Origin of the sequence: Marinobacter sp. AC-23, assembly GCF_001858325.1 — a bacterium.
Classification (GTDB): Bacteria; Pseudomonadota; Gammaproteobacteria; order Pseudomonadales; family Oleiphilaceae; genus Marinobacter.
On record NZ_MBPP01000067.1, the window covers coordinates 75375 to 96035 of the forward strand.

Annotated in this window: 19 protein-coding genes and 1 pseudogene; 11 read left to right on the forward strand and 9 right to left on the reverse strand. The window is 53.0% G+C overall.

Features of this window, described 5'->3' with window-relative positions:
* Positions 1-22 precede the first annotated feature (22 nt).
* The 9 genes from BCA33_RS17085 (at position 23) to sthA (ending at position 8707) form a co-directional block, all read left to right on the forward strand.
* Positions 23-1369 carry a Na(+)-translocating NADH-quinone reductase subunit A gene (locus BCA33_RS17085; RefSeq protein ID WP_071267755.1) on the forward strand — a complete coding sequence of 449 codons (1347 nt, stop codon included), beginning with the start codon at positions 23-25 and terminating at the stop codon, positions 1367-1369.
* A gap of 4 nt (positions 1370-1373) precedes the next feature.
* Positions 1374-2582, forward strand: a complete 1209-nt coding sequence (locus tag BCA33_RS17090) for an NADH:ubiquinone reductase (Na(+)-transporting) subunit B (RefSeq protein ID WP_071267757.1) — start codon at positions 1374-1376, stop codon at positions 2580-2582.
* Positions 2575-3381 (forward strand): Na(+)-translocating NADH-quinone reductase subunit C, encoded by an 807-nt coding sequence (locus BCA33_RS17095; protein WP_071267759.1) that lies wholly within the window; start codon positions 2575-2577, stop codon positions 3379-3381. The genes BCA33_RS17090 and BCA33_RS17095 overlap by 8 nt, the downstream gene beginning before the upstream one ends.
* Before the next feature lie 2 nt (positions 3382-3383).
* Entirely contained in the window at positions 3384-4049 is a 666-nt protein-coding gene (locus tag BCA33_RS17100; RefSeq protein ID WP_071267761.1) for an NADH:ubiquinone reductase (Na(+)-transporting) subunit D, read from the forward strand.
* A gap of 2 nt (positions 4050-4051) precedes the next feature.
* Positions 4052-4660, forward strand: coding sequence for an NADH:ubiquinone reductase (Na(+)-transporting) subunit E (gene nqrE / locus BCA33_RS17105; RefSeq protein ID WP_071267883.1), 609 nt, complete (start codon positions 4052-4054; stop codon positions 4658-4660).
* A 37-nt stretch (positions 4661-4697) separates the two neighbouring features.
* The gene (gene nqrF / locus BCA33_RS17110) at positions 4698-5924 is read left to right on the forward strand and encodes an NADH:ubiquinone reductase (Na(+)-transporting) subunit F (RefSeq protein ID WP_071267763.1); all 1227 of its coding nucleotides are present in this window, start codon (positions 4698-4700) and stop codon (positions 5922-5924) included.
* A gap of 9 nt (positions 5925-5933) precedes the next feature.
* Positions 5934-6986, forward strand: coding sequence for an FAD:protein FMN transferase (locus BCA33_RS17115; RefSeq protein WP_071267765.1), 1053 nt, complete (start codon positions 5934-5936; stop codon positions 6984-6986).
* A 12-nt stretch (positions 6987-6998) separates the two neighbouring features.
* The gene (gene nqrM / locus BCA33_RS17120) at positions 6999-7250 is read left to right on the forward strand and encodes a (Na+)-NQR maturation NqrM (protein WP_071267767.1); all 252 of its coding nucleotides are present in this window, start codon (positions 6999-7001) and stop codon (positions 7248-7250) included.
* A gap of 65 nt (positions 7251-7315) precedes the next feature.
* Positions 7316-8707, forward strand: coding sequence for a Si-specific NAD(P)(+) transhydrogenase (gene sthA, locus BCA33_RS17125; protein ID WP_071267769.1), 1392 nt, complete (start codon positions 7316-7318; stop codon positions 8705-8707).
* A gap of 13 nt (positions 8708-8720) precedes the next feature.
* Here the strand turns inward: sthA and BCA33_RS17130 are convergent, their stop codons facing one another.
* The 5 genes from BCA33_RS17130 to dusA all read right to left on the reverse strand — a co-directional run bounded on the left by BCA33_RS17130 (position 8721) and on the right by dusA (position 13325).
* Positions 8721-9515, reverse strand: a complete 795-nt coding sequence (locus BCA33_RS17130; protein WP_071267771.1) for a glycerophosphodiester phosphodiesterase — start codon at positions 9513-9515, stop codon at positions 8721-8723.
* Positions 9512-10639 (reverse strand): 3-deoxy-7-phosphoheptulonate synthase, encoded by a 1128-nt coding sequence (locus tag BCA33_RS17135; protein WP_071267773.1) that lies wholly within the window; start codon positions 10637-10639, stop codon positions 9512-9514. Before BCA33_RS17135 ends, BCA33_RS17130 begins: the two co-directional genes overlap by 4 nt.
* Positions 10640-10663: 24 nt before the next feature.
* Entirely contained in the window at positions 10664-11113 is a 450-nt protein-coding gene (locus BCA33_RS17140) for a TerB family tellurite resistance protein (RefSeq protein WP_071267775.1), read from the reverse strand.
* A 32-nt stretch (positions 11114-11145) separates the two neighbouring features.
* A complete protein-coding gene (gene tal, locus BCA33_RS17145; protein WP_071267777.1) occupies positions 11146-12114 on the reverse strand; it encodes a transaldolase in 969 nt (322 codons plus the stop codon).
* Between the two features lie 140 nt (positions 12115-12254).
* On the reverse strand, positions 12255-13325 hold the full coding sequence (dusA, locus tag BCA33_RS17150) for a tRNA dihydrouridine(20/20a) synthase DusA (RefSeq protein ID WP_083394805.1): 1071 nt from the start codon (positions 13323-13325) through the stop codon (positions 12255-12257).
* A 299-nt stretch (positions 13326-13624) separates the two neighbouring features.
* On the opposite strand from dusA, the gene BCA33_RS17155 reads away from it, so the two are divergent.
* The gene (locus tag BCA33_RS17155; RefSeq protein ID WP_071267779.1) at positions 13625-14521 is read left to right on the forward strand and encodes a DMT family transporter; all 897 of its coding nucleotides are present in this window, start codon (positions 13625-13627) and stop codon (positions 14519-14521) included.
* Between the two features lie 35 nt (positions 14522-14556).
* Here the strand turns inward: BCA33_RS17155 and BCA33_RS17160 are convergent, their stop codons facing one another.
* From BCA33_RS17160 to cfa, 4 genes and pseudogenes are all read right to left on the reverse strand, one after another.
* Positions 14557-16605, reverse strand: coding sequence for a TonB-dependent receptor (locus BCA33_RS17160; RefSeq protein WP_071267781.1), 2049 nt, complete (start codon positions 16603-16605; stop codon positions 14557-14559).
* A gap of 223 nt (positions 16606-16828) precedes the next feature.
* Positions 16829-17761, reverse strand: a complete 933-nt coding sequence (locus BCA33_RS17165; RefSeq protein WP_071267783.1) for a 5'-nucleotidase — start codon at positions 17759-17761, stop codon at positions 16829-16831.
* Positions 17762-17788: 27 nt separating this feature from the next.
* A complete protein-coding gene (locus tag BCA33_RS17170) occupies positions 17789-18685 on the reverse strand; it encodes an alpha/beta hydrolase (RefSeq protein WP_071267785.1) in 897 nt (298 codons plus the stop codon).
* A gap of 160 nt (positions 18686-18845) precedes the next feature.
* Positions 18846-19924, reverse strand: a pseudogene (gene cfa / locus BCA33_RS17175) (cyclopropane fatty acyl phospholipid synthase).
* Positions 19925-20254: 330 nt separating this feature from the next.
* Between cfa and ndhC the strand changes: the two are divergent.
* A complete protein-coding gene (gene ndhC, locus BCA33_RS17180) occupies positions 20255-20644 on the forward strand; it encodes an NADH-quinone oxidoreductase subunit A (protein ID WP_071267787.1) in 390 nt (129 codons plus the stop codon).
* Positions 20645-20661 lie beyond the last annotated feature (17 nt).

Sequence of the window (20661 nt, forward strand, 5' to 3'; positions counted from 1 at the left end):
TTCTGATGATTGGATGAGGCTAATGATTAAGATCAAAAAAGGCCTGGATCTTCCCATCAGCGGCGCTCCCGAACAGACCATTACAGACGGTAAGCCAGTTCGCCACGTGGCGTTGATTGGTTTCGACTACATCGGCATGAAGCCGACGATGGCTGTTAAAGAAGGAGATCGTGTTAAGCGCGGTACGCTGCTGTTCACGGACAAGAAGACCGAGGGTGTTCGTTATACATCGCCTGCCGCTGGCGTGGTGAAAGAAGTCAATCGCGGTGAGCGTCGGGTATTCCAGTCAGTTGTCATCGAGATTGATGGTGACGAAGCTGAGACCTTTGCCCGCTTCAACGCTGCGGACCTTGCTGGTCTGGAACGTCAGCAGGTGGTCGATAATCTGGTTGAGTCCGGTTTGTGGACGGCTTTCAAAACCCGTCCCTATAGCAAAGTGCCGGCAATCGACACGGCTCCGCACTCTATATTTGTGTCCGTTATGGACACCAACCCGCTGGCAGCTGATCCTACCGTTGTGATTGCTGAGAATGCGACGGCCTTTGAAAATGGCCTGACCATTCTGGGTCGCCTTACCTCTGGCAAGGTGTTCGTAACCGGTCGTCCGGGCTCTAATGTGGCCGTTCCCAAGGCTGACAATATTGACGTTCAGCAGTTTGATGGCATACACCCCGCCGGAAACGTCGGAACGCATATTCATCACCTTGATCCGGTTTCCGCCTCCAAGAGTGTCTGGACGGTTAACTACCAAGATGTCATCGATATCGGGCAGCTGTTTGTTACCGGCGAACTGAGCGTCAGCCGCATTGTTGCGCTTGGTGGCCCCAAAGCCCTGAAGCCTCGCCTGATTCGTACCCGTCTGGGCGCCAGTCTCCCCGAACTTCTCGATGGCGAAGTGACGACAGATTGCGACGTTCGCGTGATTTCCGGCTCTGTATTCGGTGGTCGCCGTGGTGAAGGCCCCTGTGCCTACCTTGGTCGCTTTGCTAACCAGGTGTCGGTGCTGGAAGAAGGCAATAAGCGGCACTTCCTGGGTTGGTTATCACCAGGCGCTAACAAGTTTTCCGTTCTCAACATCTATTTGTCCAAACTGACCGGCAACAAATTGTTCAACTTCACGACCACAACCAACGGCAGCGAGCGCGCGATGGTGCCTGTGGGCTCCTACGAGAAGGTGATGCCCCTGGATATCCTGCCAACTCAATTGTTGCGTGCGTTGATTGTGGGGGATACCGAAATGGCCCAGAAGCTCGGCGCTTTGGAATTAGACGAAGAAGATCTGGCGCTGTGCACCTTCGTGTGCCCGGGTAAATATGAATACGGTCCGATTCTCCGCGAGAATTTGACCCGAATCGAGATCGAGGGCTAACACGATGGCTATCAGACAGTTTCTCGATGGAATCGAGCACCACTTCGAACAAGGTGGTAAGTACGAGCGCTGGTATGCGCTGTACGAAGCCGCCGATACCATGTTCTACACACCAAGTTCGGTAACCTCTACAACCTCGCACGTGCGTGATGGCGTTGATCTCAAACGCATCATGATTTCGGTCTGGTTGTGTGTCTTTCCGGCGATGTTCTTTGGTATGTGGAACATTGGCTTTCAAGCTAATAGTTTCCTTGCCACCAACCCGGATGCATTGATTGCAGATGGTGGTTTGCGCACAGCGTTTATTCAGGCTCTTGCGGTCACAGGTGCCGGCGCTGGCATCTGGGACAACTTCGTATACGGGATGGCTTACTTCATTCCTGTTTACGCCGTTACCTTCGTAGTGGGCGGTTTCTGGGAGGTTATGTTCGCGACCGTGCGTCGTCACGAGGTGAACGAAGGCTTCTTCGTAACGTCTATCCTGTTTGCGCTAATCTGCCCGCCAACCATTCCTCTTTGGCAGGTGGCTCTGGGTATCACATTTGGTGTGGTGATTGGTAAAGAAGTCTTTGGCGGTACCGGCAAAAACTTCCTGAACCCAGCACTGACCGGGCGTGCATTTCTGTACTTTGCTTACCCGGCACAAATCTCTGGTGATGCTGTTTGGACTGCTGTTGATGGCTTTAGTGGTGCAACGGCGCTGAGCATGGCGGCAAGCGGCGGCCTTGACGCGCTGAACGAGGGTGTTGGCTGGATGAACGCATTCATGGGCTCCATTCAGGGCTCTATGGGCGAAACCTCCACGCTGGCCGTGCTTATTGGCGGCCTGGTTCTTGTGGGGATGCGTATTGCCAGCTACCGGATAGTGGGTGGCGTGCTGCTAGGTATGATTGCTACCTCTCTCATGTTCAATATTGTCGGCTCCGAGACCAACGTGATGTTTTCGGTGCCCGCGCATTGGCATCTTGTTATGGGTGGCTTTGCCTTTGGTATGATGTTTATGGCTACCGATCCGGTTTCCGCGGCAATGACCAACACGGGCCGCTGGTGTTTCGGCATTCTGGTAGGTGTAATGACCATCTTGATTCGGGTTGTTAACCCCGCATTCCCGGAGGGCATTATGCTTGCGATTCTGTTCGCTAACCTTTTTGCACCGCTGATGGATCACTACGTGGTTCAAGCAAACGTTAAACGGAGGCTCGCTCGTGGCTAAGGGTAAAGAAACTGTCTCCAGAACGCTGCTGGTTGCTCTGGTACTGAGTATTGTTTTCTCCATTGTGGTTTCCACTGCAGCGGTGGTGCTCCGCCCGGCGCAGATCAAGAACCAGAACCTGGATATCAAAACTAACATTCTGTCTGCATCAGGAATGTTGCCCGAGGGAGCCGGTGCCGAGGAAATCGAAAAAATATTTTCGCAATTTGAAGTGCGTCTGGTAGATCTGGATACTGGTGACTACGTGGAGCCGTCTTCCGTGGGTGTAAAAGACCCCATGAAGTACGACATGTATAAATCAGCGTCAGACCCTATGATGTCTACCATGATTCCGACCTCTGAAGATAAGGCTGGCATCAAGCATCGTCCTAATGTCGCCAAAGTTTATACTCTGAGCGAAAATGGGAATCTCAATCGTGTGGTGCTGCCCATTCACGGCTATGGCTTGTGGTCTACTCTGTATGGCTTTATGTCCCTGGAAGGTGACCTGAACACCATCGAAGGTTTGGGTTTCTATGCTCACGCAGAAACACCTGGCCTTGGCGGTGAAGTGGATAATCCGCGGTGGAAGTCTCAGTGGGTTGGCAAGGAGCTTTACGATGAGGATAAATCCGAGCCTCAGATTCGCCTGATGAAGGGTGGGGTAGACTCCAATGCCGCCGACAAACAGCATAAGGTCGATGCGCTCTCCGGTGCGACATTGACCAGCCGTGGCGTACAGAACCTGGTTAATTACTGGATGGGTGATCGGGGTTACGCACCGTTCCTCAAGAAACTTCGCGAAGGGGAGGAGGTCTGATCATGGCCGAAATAACTGCCAAACAGGTTCTTTTCGAACCGATATTCAGTAATAACCCGATCGGGCTGCAGATTCTAGGTATCTGTTCAGCGCTTGCTGTAACCACGAGCATGAACGTCACCATCGTTATGAGCCTGTCGGTTATCGCTGTTACCGCGTTTTCCAACTTGGCTGTGTCGCTGGTTCGTACTCAGATCCCGGCAAGTATCCGGATCATCGTACAGATGACTATTATCGCTTCTCTGGTCATCGTGGTTGATCAGATACTCAAAGCGTATGCCTACGAGATCAGTAAACAACTGTCTGTATTCGTTGGTCTGATCATCACCAACTGCATTGTTATGGGGCGCGCCGAAGGCTTTGCCATGAAAAACGGCCCCTGGCTGAGCTTCCTGGACGGCATTGGCAATGGCCTGGGCTACTCGGTCATGTTGTTGTTTGTGGCCTTTTTCCGCGAGCTTCTGGGTGCCGGCTCATTGTTCGGTGTCACCCTGCTGTCTCCGGTAAACGAAGGTGGCTGGTATATCACTAATGGCCTGCTGCTGTTGCCGCCGAGTGCTTTTTTCATTATTGGCCTTGCAATTTGGGGTCTGCGTACCTGGATGCCTGAGCAGGTAGAAGAGCCGGACTACAAGTTGTCCCGTCACACCCATAAGGAGGCCTTCTGATGATCGAGCATTATATCAGTCTGCTTCTCAAGGCGATTTTCATTGAGAACATGGCGCTCGCGTTCTTCCTGGGAATGTGTACGTTTCTCGCTATTTCCAAGAAGATTGAAGCGGCCACAGGTCTTGGCATAGCGGTTGTTGTGGTTCTGACGTTGACAGTGCCGGTTAACAACCTGATCTACAACAACATCCTTCGTGAAGGTGCGCTGGCTTGGGCGGGTTTGCCTGAGGTGGATCTGAGTTTCCTTGGCTTGATTACCTATATTGGCGTTATCGCAGCCATTGTGCAGATTATGGAAATGATTCTGGACAAATACATCCCGGCACTATACGCCGCACTGGGGGTGTTCCTGCCACTGATTACAGTGAACTGCGCGATCCTGGGCGCTGCGCTGTTCATGGTGGAGCGGGACTATACGTTCGGTGAAAGTGTGGTTTATGGCTTTGGTGCTGGTGTGGGCTGGGCTCTGGCTATTATTGCCTTGGCCGGTATCCGTGAAAAACTGAAGTACAGCGATGTTCCAGAAGGGCTGCGTGGCCTGGGTATCACCTTCATTACGGTTGGTTTGATGTCCCTTGGCTTTATGTCGTTCTCAGGGATTTCCCTGTAATTCATCCGGTGATTCGGTTTAACGAAAAGGCGAGACCATGTATACAGAAATAACACTTGGCGTGGTCATGTTCACCGTTATCGTTCTGGCGCTTGTGGCGATCATCCTCGCGGCGAGATCCAAACTGGTAAGCACCGGTGATGTGACTATCGAAATCAATGACGATCCGGAACACACCGTGAAAACGGAAGCCGGTGGCAAGCTTCTGAGCACTCTGGCTGGCAGTGGCATTTTCCTGTCGTCAGCCTGTGGCGGCGGTGGTACCTGCGCGCAGTGCAAGTGTAAAGTGCTTGATGGCGGCGGCGCGATGCTTGCCACGGAAAAAACTCACTTTACCAATCGTGAAGAGAAGGAAGGCTGGCGCTTGTCGTGCCAGGTTCCGGTTAAGCAGGACATGCAAATTGAGGTGCCCGAAGAATTCTTCGGCGTTAAAAAGTGGGAGTGTGAAGTTGTCTCCAACCACAACGTAGCCACCTTTATTAAGGAGTTGGTGCTGAAATTGCCAGAAGGCGAGGAAGTGGACTTCCGCGCTGGCGGTTATGTTCAACTTGAGTGCGCCCCTTACGAAATCAACTTCAAGGACTTTGATATTGAGGAAGAGTTCCATGGTGACTGGGACAAACTTGATATCTGGCGCTTCAAGGCGATCAACAAGGAAGAGACCATCCGCGCATACTCCATGGCGAACTATCCGGAAGAGAAGGGCGTTCTAAAGTTCAACATCCGTATTGCTACGCCGCCTCCGGGCACGGACCACCTTCCGGGCATCATGTCCAGTTATACGTTCAGCCTGAAGCCGGGTGACAAGGTCACGGTTATGGGGCCATTCGGTGAGTTCTTCGCCAAGAAGACCGAAGCGGAAATGGTGTTCATCGGCGGCGGTGCCGGCATGGCGCCTATGCGCTCTCATATCTTTGATCAGCTCAAGCGACTGAACTCGAAGCGCAAAATCACCTTCTGGTACGGTGCCCGAAGTGTCCGCGAGATGTTTTACGTGGAAGACTTCGACATGTTGGCCAATGAGAACGAGAACTTCGAGTGGCATGTTGCCTTGTCTGATGCACAGCCTGAAGACAACTGGGAAGGCCCTACGGGCTTTATCCATAACGTACTCTACGATAAATATCTGAAGGATCACCCCGCTCCTGAAGACTGCGAGTACTATATGTGCGGCCCCCCTATTATGAACGCGTCTGTTATCAAGATGCTGAAAGATATGGGTGTTGAAGACGAAAATATTATGCTGGATGACTTCGGAGGTTAAACCTTTCAGATGACATCCTGTATCTTACAACCCGCCCGGGTGGCTGCTGCCAGTGTCGTTATGATGCTGGCACTGGCGGCCCTGGCGGGTTGCTCGTTTCAGCCGGATGAGGAAGTCTGGGAAATCTCAGGGCCTGTTTTTGGAACCAGCTACCACATTAGCGTGGTTTTGCCCGAGGATCGGCAAAGGCTTGAAGCGCTGGCACAAGGCATAGACGACGCTCTTGAAGAGGTTGATGCATCCATGTCGACCTGGAGAGAAGATTCCGAGTTGTCAAAGCTGAACCGCCTTAAGGATCAGTCGGACTGGACTCCGGTTTCGGAATCCCTTTTTGAAGTACTGGCCAGATCGGATGAAATTTCACGGCTGACTGACGGTGCTTTCGATGTAACCATTGGGCCGGTGGTCAATCTTTGGGGCTTTGGCCCAGATGCACGGCCGGAACATGTTCCTTCAGATGAAGATCTTGCTCGTGCTTTAGCGTCAACGGGTTTTAAAAACCTGTCGCTACAGACGAACCCACCTGCAGTAAAAGCGTCCAAGACCCAGTACATTGATCTTTCGGCCATAGCAAAAGGTTATGGTGTGGATGTGGTCGCACGGTATCTCGATAGTGAGGGCGTAAAAGCTTACCTGGTGGAAATAGGTGGCGAAGTGCGCACTCAAGGGAAAAAGCCGAATGGCGGTGTGTGGAGGCTAGCCATAGAGCAGCCAGCAGAAGGCGGTGAGCAAAAGGTAAGCCGCATCATTACGTTACCTTCCCGAGCCATGGCAACGTCCGGTGACTATCGGAACTATTACGAATCGGAAGGGCGCCGTTTCTCACATACAATAGACCCAGAGACTGGCAAACCGATAACGCATAATTTGGCGTCGGTAACTGTGATCACCGACGACAGCATGAGTGCTGACGCATTGGCGACCGGTTTTACCGTTATGGGCTATGAGCGAGCGGCTGAGTTGGCCACGCGAGAGAACATAGCGGCCTATTTCATTGTCCGGACGGAAAACGGGTTTGAGACTCATCAAACTCCGGCATTTTCGTCCTACATTACTCAGTAGGAGGTGGGCAACATGGGTACCTTTTTTTTGGTATTAGCAATTGTGGTTTTGCTGGTAGCCGGTATGTCTGTCGGCGTTATTTTTGGTGGCAAGCCAATCAGTGGCACCTGCGGCGGTATAGGTGCACTGGGCATCAGCTCTTCCTGTGATATTTGTGGCGGTAACACCCAGAAGTGTGACGAGGAAAACCAGCGTGTGGCTTCTGCGACGGTAACGTCTGAGGAGTTGGCCTATGATGCGACCACCTCTGGTCGTAAGCGGTAAACGTTGGCATTTTCAGAATAATCATAAATACTTTTTCACGACGTAGATAAGGAGTCACTGCGCGCATGGCAGAACATCATTACGACGTCGTCGTTATCGGTGCCGGACCTTCAGGTGAAGGTGCGGCAATGAATGCGACGAAGCATGGCAAGCGTGTTGCGATCGTTGAAGATAAGCCCACAGTGGGAGGCAACTGCACCCACTGGGGTACGATTCCTTCCAAGGCTTTGCGTCACTCGGTCAAACAGATCATTACCTTCAACACCAATCAAATGTTCCGGGATATTGGAGAGCCCCGTTGGTTCTCATTCCCCCGAGTGCTGCAAAGTGCTCAGAAAGTGATTGGTAAACAGGTAAAACAAAGAACCCAGTTCTACTCTCGTAACCGCGTGGATCTGCTCAGGGGGCGCGCATCTTTTCTGGATGCGAACCGGCTTGAAATCCGTGGCAACAAATCCGTCGAAACACTGCACTTCAAGCAGGCCGTTGTCGCCACCGGTTCACGCCCTTATCTGCCACCGGATGTGGATTTCCGTCATCACCGGGTCTATAACTCCGACACCATACTCAACCTGTCCCACACACCGCGTACACTGATTATTTATGGTGCTGGCGTGATCGGCTCAGAATACGCATCTATATTTGCGGGTCTCGGCGTGAAGGTTGATCTGATCAACCCGGGCAGTCGCTTGCTGTCGTTCCTCGACGATGAAATCTCGGATGCGCTGAGCTATCACCTGCGTAACAACGGCGTGTTGGTGCGGCACAATGAGCAGTACGAGTCGGTAGACGGAGACGAACATGGTGTTGTTCTCTCGTTGCAGTCAGGCAAGAAAATCCGTGCGGATGCATTTCTTTGGTGTAATGGCCGCAGTGGCAACACCGACAACTTAGGGCTTGAGAATATTGGTCTTACGCCCAACGGTCGCGGCCAGTTATCTATTGATGAGCATTATCGCACCGGGGTAGAAAACATATACGCCGCAGGTGATGTAATCGGGTGGCCGAGCCTGGCGAGTGCCGCTTATGATCAGGGGCGCTCTGCGTCTTCAGACATTGTTAATGATGATTACTTCCGGTTTGTATCAGATGTTCCAACAGGCATTTACACAATTCCGGAGATCAGTTCCGTAGGGCAAACCGAGCGGGAGTTAACCGCCGCTAAAGTGCCCTATGAAGTTGGGCAGGCATTTTTCAAAGATCTGGCCAGGGCGCAGATTACTGGTGAGCCTGTGGGTATGCTGAAAATCCTGTTCCACCGCGAGACCCGGCAGATACTGGGCATCCACTGTTTCGGAGACCAGGCCGCTGAGATCGTCCACATCGGTCAGGCCATCATGAACCAAAAAGGTGAGGCTAACTCGCTGAACTACTTTATCAACACAACCTTTAACTACCCGACCATGGCAGAAGCTTATCGCGTAGCTGCGTTGAATGGCCTTAACCGGATCTTCTAACTGGTTAAGGCGCTCAGCTGGCGGGTAGCGCCTCGTTACCCGCCGTCATGCACTCCTGGCGATCAGGCAGCGATATTGTCGAGCGTGCGCGGTTGTCGAAGAACATCTGCGTACTAGTGGGGTAGTCTGTGATGATGCTGTCTACGCCGATAGCCTCAAGCCGAAGCATGTCTTGAATACGATTAACGGTCCAGCACGACACATGCATATCCTTTCGATGAGCAGCCTCCACAATTTCTGGCGAACATATTTTCCAGTTGATACACAGGTACTTGCAGCCCAGGCGGGTTGCTAGCCCCAGCGGTCTCGGGAATCGTCGCTCTGATACCAATCCTGTGCGAATGCGCTTATTTCTTCGGCGCATTTCTTTCAGAAACCAGGTATCTGCAGACGTGATTGCTACCGTTTGGAACAGGTTTCGGCTTTGGATTATTTCCGTTAACCGGTTGCCCAGAACATTCAACCTGGCGCGGGTATCCTTTTTTACCTCAAGCTGGAAATGCTCCACATCACCAAACTGATCCAGTAGCTGTTCCAGCTCTGGGATGCCTGTTTTTTCGGGCCATGGGCTGGTATTGCGACGAGCGTCCATTTGGCTAAGCTCAGCCGCCGAATACTGGCCCACGCTGCCTTTATGACCGGTTGTGCGGTCTGTGGTCAGATCGTGTACCAGAACGGGCTTGCCATCTTTAGACAGCACCAAATCCAGCTCAAAGTGCCGAACACCCTGTCGGTAGGCGTGCCTGAATCCGGGCAGGGTGTTTTCTGGGGCTTCCCCTTTAGCGCCGCGGTGTCCGTAGACGATCATTCGGGTGCTTCACCTTTTAAACGTTGGTAAATGGCCTGGCGTTTGTTCCAGGTGTCGTGGCACAGATGTATATCTTCCAGGTAGGCTGGTAATTCGGTCATCAGCAGCGCCTGGGGCCCGTCTACAAGGGCTTTCTCAGGCTTGGGGTGGAAGTCCACCAGCACCATGTTAGCGCCCGCGATCACGCCTTGTGCGGTGGCATGCATTACATCCAGAATGCCATCTGGCGACTTCTCACGGGTACCTACTGAGTGAGACGGGTCGATGCACACAGGCATGCGTGTGAGCCGCTTAACTGCCGGTACGTGGGCAAAGTCCACCATGTTACGGTGGGGCTGACCTGCTTCGGTTTTCATACCGCGAAGGCAAAAAATAACGTTCGCGTTACCTTCGCTGGCCAGATATTCCGCCGCATTCAAGGATTCGTTCAACGTAATGCCAAACCCGCGCTTGAGCAGAACCGGGTAGGTGCTTTGACGCCCGATAGCCTTTAGAAGTTCAAAGTTCTGTGTATTTCGGGTGCCTACCTGAAGCATAACGCCCGTTGGTCTCCCGAGTTTTTCCAGGCATCTGTCGATTTCTTCAATATGGCTTTCATGGGTAATTTCCATGGCAACCACTTTAATGCCGTGTTTGCCGGCCTTCTCAAACACCCAGGGCAAGCAGCCCTTGCCATGCCCCTGAAACGAATAGGGATTGGTGCGCGGCTTGTAAGCGCCCATGCGAGTGCAAACCTGGCCGTTTTCTTCCAGAGCCTTCAGCATCATTTCAACATGTTCAGGCACATCAACAGCGCAAAGCCCAGCAAAAATATTGAGGTTGGATTGGTTGAAGTCGACACCGTTATAGCTGAAACCCGTTTGCCGGTTATCATCTCGGTGGCGCCCCAGAATACGATAGTCGTCGGATATTCGGATGGCACGTTCGACAGCAGGCAAGGCCTCGATGTCCCCCATGTCGAGCGGCTTGGTGTCGCCCAGCAGGTATATCTCAGTCAACCGCTGGCTAACACCCTGAATCTCGTGTACCCGCACTGTCACACCTGGAAGGTTTTCCAGGTAATGCATTGTCTGGCGATAGGCTTCGCTGTCCAGCGGAGTATTGGGGTGAAGAATGGCTAACATGCTGTCTCCTTTGCTATGTGCAGGCTAAGAACGTGCGCTCTCTGCTCTATGCCGCGCCTGCATGAATTCCCGGTGATTAAGATGCAGCAAATCGGCGATACGGCGAATAAGGTGTTCTTCGTACTTATCGATGCGGTTGTCCGCAAGAGCAACGAGCCAAATGCTTTCCAGTAGCGCCTGTTTGCCTTCTTGGTCCAGGGATTCGTTTATTTGCTCGGTAAACTCATAAAGGGACGTTGCATCCGCTGCCTTATCCAACGCACTGTTAAGAATCTCTTTTGCTTCTTCACGAGTTACCTGGTGGGCGTTCACTGCGCAGTCTACTATGGCTTGCAGTTCGCGCTCATCTTCATCACTATCCACCTGCGAAAGCTGAACCATCAGAGCAGTTGCAGCGATCGCAAGCTGGCGGGCGTCGGGTTTATGATGCTCCGTTTCCGGTGCACTAAACAGTTTTTTAAGGCTTTCAATCATAATCTGACACGGTCACTGTGGTGCGTTGAAAATCAAGCCGCTTTGCTGGCCAATTGCCGAACCTGGCTCTCCAGTTCTATCTGGTCGTTGGTAAAACGACGTATGCCGTCAGCCAGTTTTTCGGTGGCCATGGCATCTTCGTTGGACTCCCAGCGAAACAGCTTTTCATCCAGGGTCCCGAAGCCGTCCGAAGACGTCGCGCCGGCCGGCGAGAGCTGTTGCTCCAAGCTTCCACTATCGTCCTTTAATTCCTGCAGTAAGGCGGGGCTGATGGTGAGCCGGTCACAACCTGCCAGCATTTCGATTTCCCCGATATTGCGAAAACTCGCACCCATAACCACCGTGCTGTAACCATGAGCCTTGTAGTAGTTGTAGATACGGGCGACGGACAGCACGCCGGGGTCTTCTGCGGCAGGAAAGCACTCGCGGCCACTGTTAGCTAGGTGCCAGTCCAGAATACGCCCTACAAACGGCGAGATCAGGAATGCGCCCGCCTGGGCACAAGCCGCCGCCTGTACAAATGAAAATAGAAGCGTGAGGTTGCAGTGAATACCTTCCTGCTCAAGTACCTCTGCGGCACGAATACCTTCCCAGGTAGACGCAATCTTGATCAGAACCCGGCTGGTGTCCACGCCCTGCTGGTCGTAGAGTTCTATCAGTCGACGTGCCCGCCTGAGCGTAGCCTCGGTATCAAATGACAAGCGCGCATCCACTTCGGTAGAAACCACACCCGGTACCAGGTTGAGTATTTTCTGGCCCGCCAGAACAGCCAGCATATCGGTTGCCAGGGTTAGCTGCTCAGCATCCGAACCACCCTGTTTGCGCGCCATGGCGACGGCTCTTTCAAGCATTGGCCGATAGGCATCGGAGGCGGCTGCTTTGAGCAACAGTGACGGGTTAGTGGTGGCATCTTGGGGGCGCCACTGGGCGATGGCATCGATATCGCCGGTATCTGCCACTACCGTGGTCATGGCTTTCAGTTGCTCGAGCTTGTTGGTCATTCGTATGGTCGTCCCGATTGATATTTTTATCAGCACATCCACATCCCGGATGTGGGTTATGCTTCTACAATAACGGGCTGCAAGGGCAGGAACAAGACAGCAAATCGTAAGGTTTTGGCAATAGAGCGTTAACCTTGTGGTCAGGCGCTGGCGGCTGTGCCGATTAGTGCCGGCTGCTCTGGTTCCCGAACCTTCTCAAGTGCCGTCTGAACGACCTCCAAACCAGCCCCGGATTTGTGTGCATTTTCACTGATATAGCGGCGAAACTGACGGCCACCGGGCATGCCGTGGAACAGCCCAAGTAAGTGCCTGGAGATGTGAGCAAGGAACACTCCGCGCTCCAGCTCGCTCTGGATAAACGGGTACATGGCCTTGAGTGCATCATGGCGGGAGGCAATGGGTGCTTCCTGACCAAAGAACTCTGGGTCCGCGCCAGCGAGAAGCCAGGGGTTGTGATAGGCCTCGCGGCCCAGCATCACGCCATCCGTGTGCTGTAAGTGTTCATGGCACTCCGAAAACGTTTTTATGCCGCCGTTGATAATGATCTCAAGGTGCGGATATTTTTGTTTGAGTCGGTACACCCAATCGTACTTTAACGGCGGAACATCCCGATTTTCTTTGGGGCTTAACCCCTCCAAAACGGCGATGCGGGCATGCACAATAAACGTCCGGCAACCGGCCGCGCTTACCTTGTCCACAAACTCGCACAGATCGTCCCAAGACTCCCGGCCATTAATACCAATGCGGTGCTTAACCGTAACGGGTAGGTTTGTGGCAGCAATCATCGCGCGAACGCCTTCAGCCACCTTATCTGGATGCCCCATCAGGCAGGCGCCTATCATGTTGTTCTGCACCCGATCACTGGGGCAGCCTACGTTCAGGTTTACTTCACTGAAGCCAAACTGCTCAGCCAGCCGCGCACAATGGGCTAGCTCGCTGGCATTACTGCCGCCCAGCTGGAGGGCCAGCGGATACTCGGCAGGATTGTGGTGCAAAAATCGCTCCGTATCTCCGTGAATCAGCGCCCCTGTAGTGACCATCTCGGTATATAGCAGGGTATGCCGGCTCAACAGGCGGGCGAGGTAGCGATAGTGTGGGGTAGTCCAGTCCATCATTGGCGCCACGCAGAAGCGGCGAGATGGCTCTAGCCCAGTTTTTTCAAGGGTCCCGGAGAGTTTTCCGGCATTTTCTGAAGAAGCGTTTTTGATCATTAAATGCTCAATTCTGACCGATTGTGTGTGGCCATAACTCGAAGGCAGGCTTGTGGCCTAAAGGCTTCGCTCGAACGGATTGTATGCAAGGTAGATTCTAACAGGAAATCGGATTCGTTGGTTTATCGGGGGCGTTATGCACCGCAAGCAATAGTCGAACCCCTGACCCCTGGCAGGGCTCACTTGGGATAACACTTATTACCTTCGGCCCTCTGTTGAGGATAACCTGCAGCCCGTGATGTTTGAACTTCCCTGCTAAATACTCATATCTCTCCAGTCTGTAAAGGAATCCTGAGCGAATGAACTCACACATACTGGCGGCAGTACTTTCTGCCGTTTTCATGGGCACAATTGGCGCAGTTGCTGTTTACGCCAATGTCAGCGCCGAAACGGTTACGTTCTATCGCCTGTTTATTGGCGCCGTTTTAATGGGTTTCTTCCTTTTGCTTACAGGCCAGAAAGATAAAGTATTTACCTGGCCAGGCATTAAGGTTTTGGTGACAGGCGCGTTCCTCGCATGCTTTGTGGTCTTTTATGTCATTGCTTTGAATTACACCAGCATGGCGAACGCTGTAATGCTGTTGTATCTGGCCCCTGTAACAGCGTCCACGGTTGCACACTTTTTTATGGGTGAGAGGTTGTCGGGGCTAAGCGCAGCCTTGATAAGCGTGGCATTGTTTGGCTTTGCGATGATAATGGAGTTCAACTTTAACCTCTCAGGGCGAAAGGAAGAATCGATCGGTCTGTTTTACGCACTGCTTGCCATGTTGTGTTACGCCGCTTTTATTCTGACTAATCGGTTAATACACGAACGGGTTCATGTGCTGACTCGTAGCGGCTATCAAATGCTCGCTGGAGCCCTGTGCGTACTGCCTTTTATGCTACAGCAAGGTGATAGCATCGGCGCTGGGCAGTTGGGCTGGCTGGTTGTGGCAGGTGTCGTTCCGGGGTTCCTGGCGATCATGCTTGCCGTGGTTGCGCTGAAGGCGCTTCCGGCAGCGACCTTTGGCACCCTGGCTTATCTGGAGCCTATTACAGTCGTCGCTCTGGGGTGGGTTCTGTTTGATCAAAGCCTGAATACTTTGCAGTTGTCCGGGAGTGCGTTGATTATCGTCTCGGGTGTGATACAGGCTGTGTTGTCGCAGCGAGGCTCACACGGGGCTGCGACAACACAGCCTGAAGTGGAAGCTGCCTGAGTTTTATCCTTGGTCGGGTCTCTGTATCCAAGTTTTCAGAAAACAAACTCGAGCCCAGCGTACCAAGTGCGCCCGGATGCCGGCTCAAAGTACCGATCATTGCTGGCGTTAATGCGAACATTGGCGAAGTAATCCTTGTCACCCAGGTTGCGAACGCCCGCAAAACCTTTCAGCAGAAGATTTCCACCTGCGTATAGGGTGTTTCCGCCGCGCAGGTTTACTAACCAGTAATCGTCGACCTCCACTTCATTGGCATCATCGGCGACCATGTCGCCGATATAACGGGTCTCCAATGTGGCAAACATGCCACCTAAGCCCTGCCACGTGAGGCGGTTAGACCAGGTTTGCTCTGGCAGGCCGGGTAACCGATTGCCATCGTAAACGTCGCCTCCCGAACGGTATGTCTCAAATGTGTAGTTGGCGAGGGTGAGCGCAGTTTCTGCGCGCCAACTTGGTGAAAAAAGCCAGCCGGCCGCTGCCTCAAAGCCCTTGCGTGTTGTATCCCCGGCATTGCGATAGAACGTCCGGTCATCGGACCCCGCCAACTCATAGGGAACCAGTTCATCACGAACATCGACCCAGAACAGCGTGAGGTCATAGTCAATGCCGTTGTTGAGGGTGCCGCGAAGTCCCAATTCATGATTGAGAGATTTTTGTGGTTCGGTTTCCGGATTAAACCCGCCCACGCCCGACGGGTTAGCAAACTCCGAGAATGTGGGTGTTTCGAACGCAGTGCTGATATTGGCGTAGGCCTGGTGAGATTCCAGATAACGATAGCTCAAGCCTGCAGAACCACTCCACTCCCGGAAGGTACGGCTGCCGCTTTGGTTTCCATCAGCGGCAAAATCATCATCAACTTTGAGGCGAATCCGGTCGAAACGACCGCCAACGGACAAGGTAATTTGATCGCTAAGGCTTAGGTCGCCTTGTGCAAACGCGCCCAACGCGAAGGCCGTTTGCAGTTCGTCTGCGGTCAGCCCTTGCAGAGTGCCACTGAAGCTCATTTCTCGGCGGATACGGTCATCCCGCTGCTCACGAGCTTCTATGCCTGCGACGTAGCGAAATGGAAGCCCTGAGAGCTCAAGCGACTGCCGGTAATCGGCTCTTGCTCCAAAATAGTCCCGGTCGTAATCAATGCGGCTGTCACCAGGGTAGGGCAGCTGCTGTTCGAAGTTCCTGCGCATATAGAATGTTTTGACCTGAAACTCGCCCGGCCCCGCGGAAAGATCCTGGTATTGCAGGCCCAATACTTGTTGATCGACGGTTTGCCCTGTGCCGTACTCTTCTGTGAAACGCCCAGCCTGGGATCTGTCGGCTTCCACCTGTTCAGCGGTAAGCGCCCCCGGGTCTTCCGAGCGTGGGTTCTGCAGCAGATTTATGATGGCGGTCAGTGAGCGATCGTTGCCCAGCTCTCGGCGCAGCTTGGAATTGAGGAGATATTTTTCGACCTTGGCATTGTCGCGATAGCCTTCGTAGTTGAGTGCAGAAGCGCTTACGCTGTGTGACCAAGGGCCGTTGGTTTCGCTGTTTTTCACTGAGACCTTGCCAAAGCTATCGCTTCCGCCAGTGAGGCGTACCGATGTTTCATCAGGCTGACGACGCCCGTCGGCGGTGGTTACGCTGATAACGCCACCCGCTGCGTTTCCATACAGAACCGAAGCAGGCCCCCGGATAACTTCGATACGCTCGGCGCTGTCCAGGTCGATCGCGTCTAGCTGAGCCTGGCCATCTGGCAGCGTGTAAGGAATGCCATCAACTATGACCGTAACGCCACGAACGCCAAAAGGGGCTCGTGCGCCGAAACCACGAATAGCTATGCGCTCGCCTTGGGCGTAGTTCTCCTGATTCTGAAGAAAAATGCCTGGAACCTGGCTCAGGGTCTCATCCAGCTTTAGCTTAGGCTGGCCTTTATGAATCGCGTTTTGCTGAACAATCGATATGGCAGCCGGTGTTTCATATAAGGCGCGCTCCATCACCGGAGACGTCACCACTATGTCGGCAGCAGATTGCCCATGAGCCGTTGTGGTGAATGGGAGGGTTATGAGTCCGCTCAAAAAGAGAGATGTAGATTTTTGGTTGTTCATAGGTCTCGTCTTGGGACGGGTGGCATTAAAACCGGTGTTAGTTGAAACGTCTGGCTATTAACTCCAAGCCCCCGGTTTTTGGTTTCTAGATACGATTCAAGGGATTGCTTGTTCATTGGCCCAAACAGTGCTCGTTTTCAATCTAGGTACTATACGCTGGGCATAGGACACAAGAGGCCCCATTTGTGCAGCTGGGTCAAGGCCTTCTTCCAAAGGGCTAGCCTCAGCCAACTCCCAGATTCGCCACTCCAAACGGTATATGAACCATAGGAATATCCCCTGCGTCGGATTCCAGGTGTGAGCGTTGGTCATCAAAGAACATGTGGGGCTTGAGCACGTTCAGGATGCGGTCTTTCTTCATCCCTCCCAGGAAGAAAACCTCATTGGCGTCGACGCCCCAATGCTCCAGCGTTGTAATCACCCGCTCATGGGACGGGGCATTGCGGGCGGTGACAATGGCGGTTCGCAATACTCGCTGACAATCTGGATCGTCCGTCAGAGCCTGATCTTCCAATTTTTGCAGGTGTGAAAGCTTACGGAACAAATCGGCAAGCGGGCCAGGGCTGTGAGGGATTTGAGAGCGGGACGTCTCGTGCTCCTGAAAATCTTCCAAAGAGCCAGCTTTGTATACCCGCTCCGAGGCATCATCCGCAATTACGCCGTCAAAATCGAACGCAATGCGCAACTCCGTATCACCCTCATCATCAACTACCTTGCTCGGCAGCACCGTACCAGCCGCGTAGCCGTAGTCTATCGCCTGTGACACGTCGCTGGCATTGGCAGACAGAAACAACGAGGCATTGAATGCTGGAATGTAAGGGTAGGGTGACTTGCCCTCCAAAAACGCCGCCCGGGATATATCCAGGCCGTGATGATGAATAGAGTGAAATACTCGCTTGCCGGTGATTACCGAATTTCGTGACAGCAACACCACTTCCACCGGGCACTGCTCTGGAAATTTCTGGTTCACGCTCAAAAAACGTTTTACGAACGGAAAGGCAACGCCCTTACGCAAGGGTTCATCCAGATGAGCTTCCTGATATTGCCTATACGTCTTTTCACCCTGCTCCCGGAATACACGGTCAGACTTGGACAGATCAAACAGGGCGCTGGAGGCAACCGCAATAACGAGCTTGTCTTCTATAGGGTAGGGCATCGGCAACGGGTTCCTTTCTGGTAAACGTCAGGATTCAACCTTTGTCTGGTCCTCGTTCTCATTCTCGTTGGCGGGCAGCAGCGGCGCGAATATTTTATCCCACAGCATTTCGTAACGCTTACGATGCCAGCCGATATGGCCGATACGCTTTTGGTTGATCTCTGCGGGGGTTACGCGAATGTGTTGCTGGGAGGCGCTGGTATAAAACTCGTGCAGCATCCTTACATTGGTAGGTGACATCATGTCGTCATCAGAAAATTCAATGGCGGTAATCGGTGTGCGTACACTGGCAAAACGCTCGCGCAACCAGTCTCCTTCGTAGCCTACGGCGTACTCCTTTTTCAGGCACCAGCGCCGCCACTGCATGATGACACCCTTCGGCATATTGCACATGAGTTTCAGGCGATCACCGGGGAAATACCCCATTGCCGGCACAACGGCGGGCACAAGAAAATACCAGAGAAACCATGCGATACGCCTGGTTGGTGCAGCGTTATACCACCAGGTTCCTGTGCCGCAGCCAACGGTAATCACTTGGTCAATGTCCGGGTTGTGCCCCATAAAACCAATCATGTGGCCGCCCACGCTGTGGCCGATCCAAATAAGCTTCAGGTCGTTAAAATTCTCTTTAACGAAGCTCAGAACAGCTGGGCAATCATATTTTGCCCAGCTTAGTATGTCGCTCTTGCTGTCTTTCACGTGGCCATTTACCGATAGCCCCATACCTTCATAATCAAATGTCAGAGCATGAAAACCCTGTGCATTAAGCCAGCGGGCAAAGTCGTCGTATAAGTACTGAGCCACGCCCGTTGCAGGGGCAAGTATGCAGATGCCACGCACCTCGGCATTGTCGGTTAAAAACAGCCGCGCCGTCAGGTTGTGGCCGGCTTCGGTGGTAATGCTCTGCGTGTTTGGCGGGTTCATTACTGCTTCTCATGGAAGAATTATTTGGGACGTGGGCGCAATAATGCTGAAGTGCGAGGGCTATTGGCAAATCATGCTAGTGAATTTTCATTCAATAGCTATCAATGCCACTTCATTCGTTGGCGTGTTCATTATGGATTTTCTTGAACATGGTACCTACCTAAGGCCGCACATAGCCGCCAGGTACACCTTTTTTGGAGAGCACCCATTGATACAGCTGCAGATCCCGTGCACGGAACGCGCCGGCGCAGGACAGCAGATAATACCGCCACATCCGATAGAAACGGTCGCCCAAGCTATTCCGAAAGGTTGGCCAGGCCGCCTCGAAATTGGCGTGCCAGGCCATCAGTGTCTTGTCGTAGTCGGCGCCAAAGTTTTCCACATCTTCGGCTATAAACAGACCTTCAGAAGCATCGGCGATCTGGCGAATAGAGGGTAAATCCCCATAGGGAAAATATATTTTGCGGTCCAGGGGTCTGTAACGGTCCGGGACTTGTTTTTGCCAATGCTGTGGAGCAGAAGCAGCCCGTCTTCAGCGAGAGCGTTGGCAGCTACACGCATGAATTCCCGATGATTCTTGCGGCCAACATGTTCAAACATGCCGATACTGGAGATGCGGTCAAACTTGCCTTCTACCTCCCGGTAGTCCTGCAGTTTCACTTCTATGGGCAGACCAGCGTAATGCGATCGAGCCCAGTCGGCCTGGGCCTGAGAGACGGTAAAGCCTACGCATTCGACGCCATAATGCTCCGCCGCGTAACCCATAAAGCTGCCCCAGCCACAGCCAATATCAAGCACTCGCATACCCGGTTGCAGGCCGAGTTTACGGCAGACCAGATCCAGTTTTGCTTCCTGGGCGGCAGCCAGGTTATCGGCATTCTTCCAGTAGCCACAGCTGTAGGTCATGCGTGAATCGAGCATAGCTTGATAGAATTCATTGCCCAGATCGTAGTGAACCTGAGCAACCTTCCACACCCGCTTGCCCTGCTGCAGGTTGCGCAGGGTGGCGCTGAGATAATAGAGCAGTTGCTTGCGGGGTTTGAAGTGTTGTTCCAGCTGACAACTCAGCAGCCGGTAGAAGAATTCATCCAACCGGTCAGCGTCCCAGTCTCCGTCCATATAGGCTTCTCCGAAACCAAGATTGCCTTGGCTAACGGCACGCTCAATCACCCCCGGGGCATTGAGCTGGATATCCCAGGGCCGCTTGCCACCGATTTGTATGTCGGCAGTCGCCAGCATATCCGAGATAGCGCGATGAAGCTCTGAACTGGGCGCATCGGGGGCTGGTGTGGCTTGAATGCTATGGTTTTCAGTCATAATGATTACTCCGCGGCAACGGACTTACCTTATGTTCTGGACTAAAGGGATCGTTTAGTCAACTTGCGGTTCGAAGTACTGCGGCTATCCACTATTTTTGTGGGAGGATTACCATTGCGGAGGCGCTTTGACAAAATTTTAAGTATCTCCTACGTTTAATCTAGTCGGGTACTGCACGTATCGATCGAGCCGGCTGTCGATATTGGCGAGTTCCATCAAGCGGCATGCGCAGAAGTTATTTTCAGGATAGCTATGCAACAGGATGCGACAGCGTTGATTGCTGAGTATTGGGCCATTGGGCTTTTTGTTGTAGCCGTCATAGCCTTGTGCGCTTTCATGATAGGCGTATCCGCGCTACTCGGCGGTCGCAGCAAGGGCCACAGCAAGGGATTGCCATTTGAAAGCGGCATTATTGGCACGGGTAGCGCCCGCCAACGTTTTTCCATTCAGTTCTATCTGGTTGCAATGCTTTTCGTGATCTTCGATATCGAAGCCATGTTTCTGTTTTCCTGGGCCGTGTCAGTGCGCGAGGTAGGTTGGGGCGGTTTTTGGGGTGCGGCGGTGTTCATCATCATTCTGCTTGCCGGGCTAGTTTATGACCGTCGTGTGGGTGCCCTGGACTGGGCTCCAAAAGTGAAATGAACTAGCCACAGGCAACC

What these genes read in the sequence shown, in the direction of transcription:
- BCA33_RS17085 (WP_071267755.1), top strand. Translation starts at nt 23, where the DNA reads ATGATTAAGATCAAAAAAGGCCTGGATCTTCCCATCAGCGGCGCTCCC.
- BCA33_RS17090 (WP_071267757.1), top strand. Translation starts at nt 1,374, where the DNA reads ATGGCTATCAGACAGTTTCTCGATGGAATCGAGCACCACTTCGAACAA.
- BCA33_RS17100 (WP_071267761.1), top strand. Translation starts at nt 3,384, where the DNA reads ATGGCCGAAATAACTGCCAAACAGGTTCTTTTCGAACCGATATTCAGT.
- nqrF (WP_071267763.1), top strand. Translation starts at nt 4,698, where the DNA reads ATGTATACAGAAATAACACTTGGCGTGGTCATGTTCACCGTTATCGTT.
- BCA33_RS17115 (WP_071267765.1), top strand. Translation starts at nt 5,934, where the DNA reads ATGACATCCTGTATCTTACAACCCGCCCGGGTGGCTGCTGCCAGTGTC.
- nqrM (WP_071267767.1), top strand. Translation starts at nt 6,999, where the DNA reads ATGGGTACCTTTTTTTTGGTATTAGCAATTGTGGTTTTGCTGGTAGCC.
- sthA (WP_071267769.1), top strand. Translation starts at nt 7,316, where the DNA reads ATGGCAGAACATCATTACGACGTCGTCGTTATCGGTGCCGGACCTTCA.
- BCA33_RS17130 (WP_071267771.1), bottom strand. Translation starts at nt 9,515, where the DNA reads ATGATCGTCTACGGACACCGCGGCGCTAAAGGGGAAGCCCCAGAAAAC.
- BCA33_RS17135 (WP_071267773.1), bottom strand. Translation starts at nt 10,639, where the DNA reads ATGTTAGCCATTCTTCACCCCAATACTCCGCTGGACAGCGAAGCCTAT.
- BCA33_RS17140 (WP_071267775.1), bottom strand. Translation starts at nt 11,113, where the DNA reads ATGATTGAAAGCCTTAAAAAACTGTTTAGTGCACCGGAAACGGAGCAT.
- tal (WP_071267777.1), bottom strand. Translation starts at nt 12,114, where the DNA reads ATGACCAACAAGCTCGAGCAACTGAAAGCCATGACCACGGTAGTGGCA.
- dusA (WP_083394805.1), bottom strand. Translation starts at nt 13,325, where the DNA reads ATGATCAAAAACGCTTCTTCAGAAAATGCCGGAAAACTCTCCGGGACC.
- BCA33_RS17155 (WP_071267779.1), top strand. Translation starts at nt 13,625, where the DNA reads ATGAACTCACACATACTGGCGGCAGTACTTTCTGCCGTTTTCATGGGC.
- BCA33_RS17160 (WP_071267781.1), bottom strand. Translation starts at nt 16,605, where the DNA reads ATGAACAACCAAAAATCTACATCTCTCTTTTTGAGCGGACTCATAACC.
- BCA33_RS17165 (WP_071267783.1), bottom strand. Translation starts at nt 17,761, where the DNA reads ATGCCCTACCCTATAGAAGACAAGCTCGTTATTGCGGTTGCCTCCAGC.
- BCA33_RS17170 (WP_071267785.1), bottom strand. Translation starts at nt 18,685, where the DNA reads ATGAACCCGCCAAACACGCAGAGCATTACCACCGAAGCCGGCCACAAC.
- ndhC (WP_071267787.1), top strand. Translation starts at nt 20,255, where the DNA reads ATGCAACAGGATGCGACAGCGTTGATTGCTGAGTATTGGGCCATTGGG.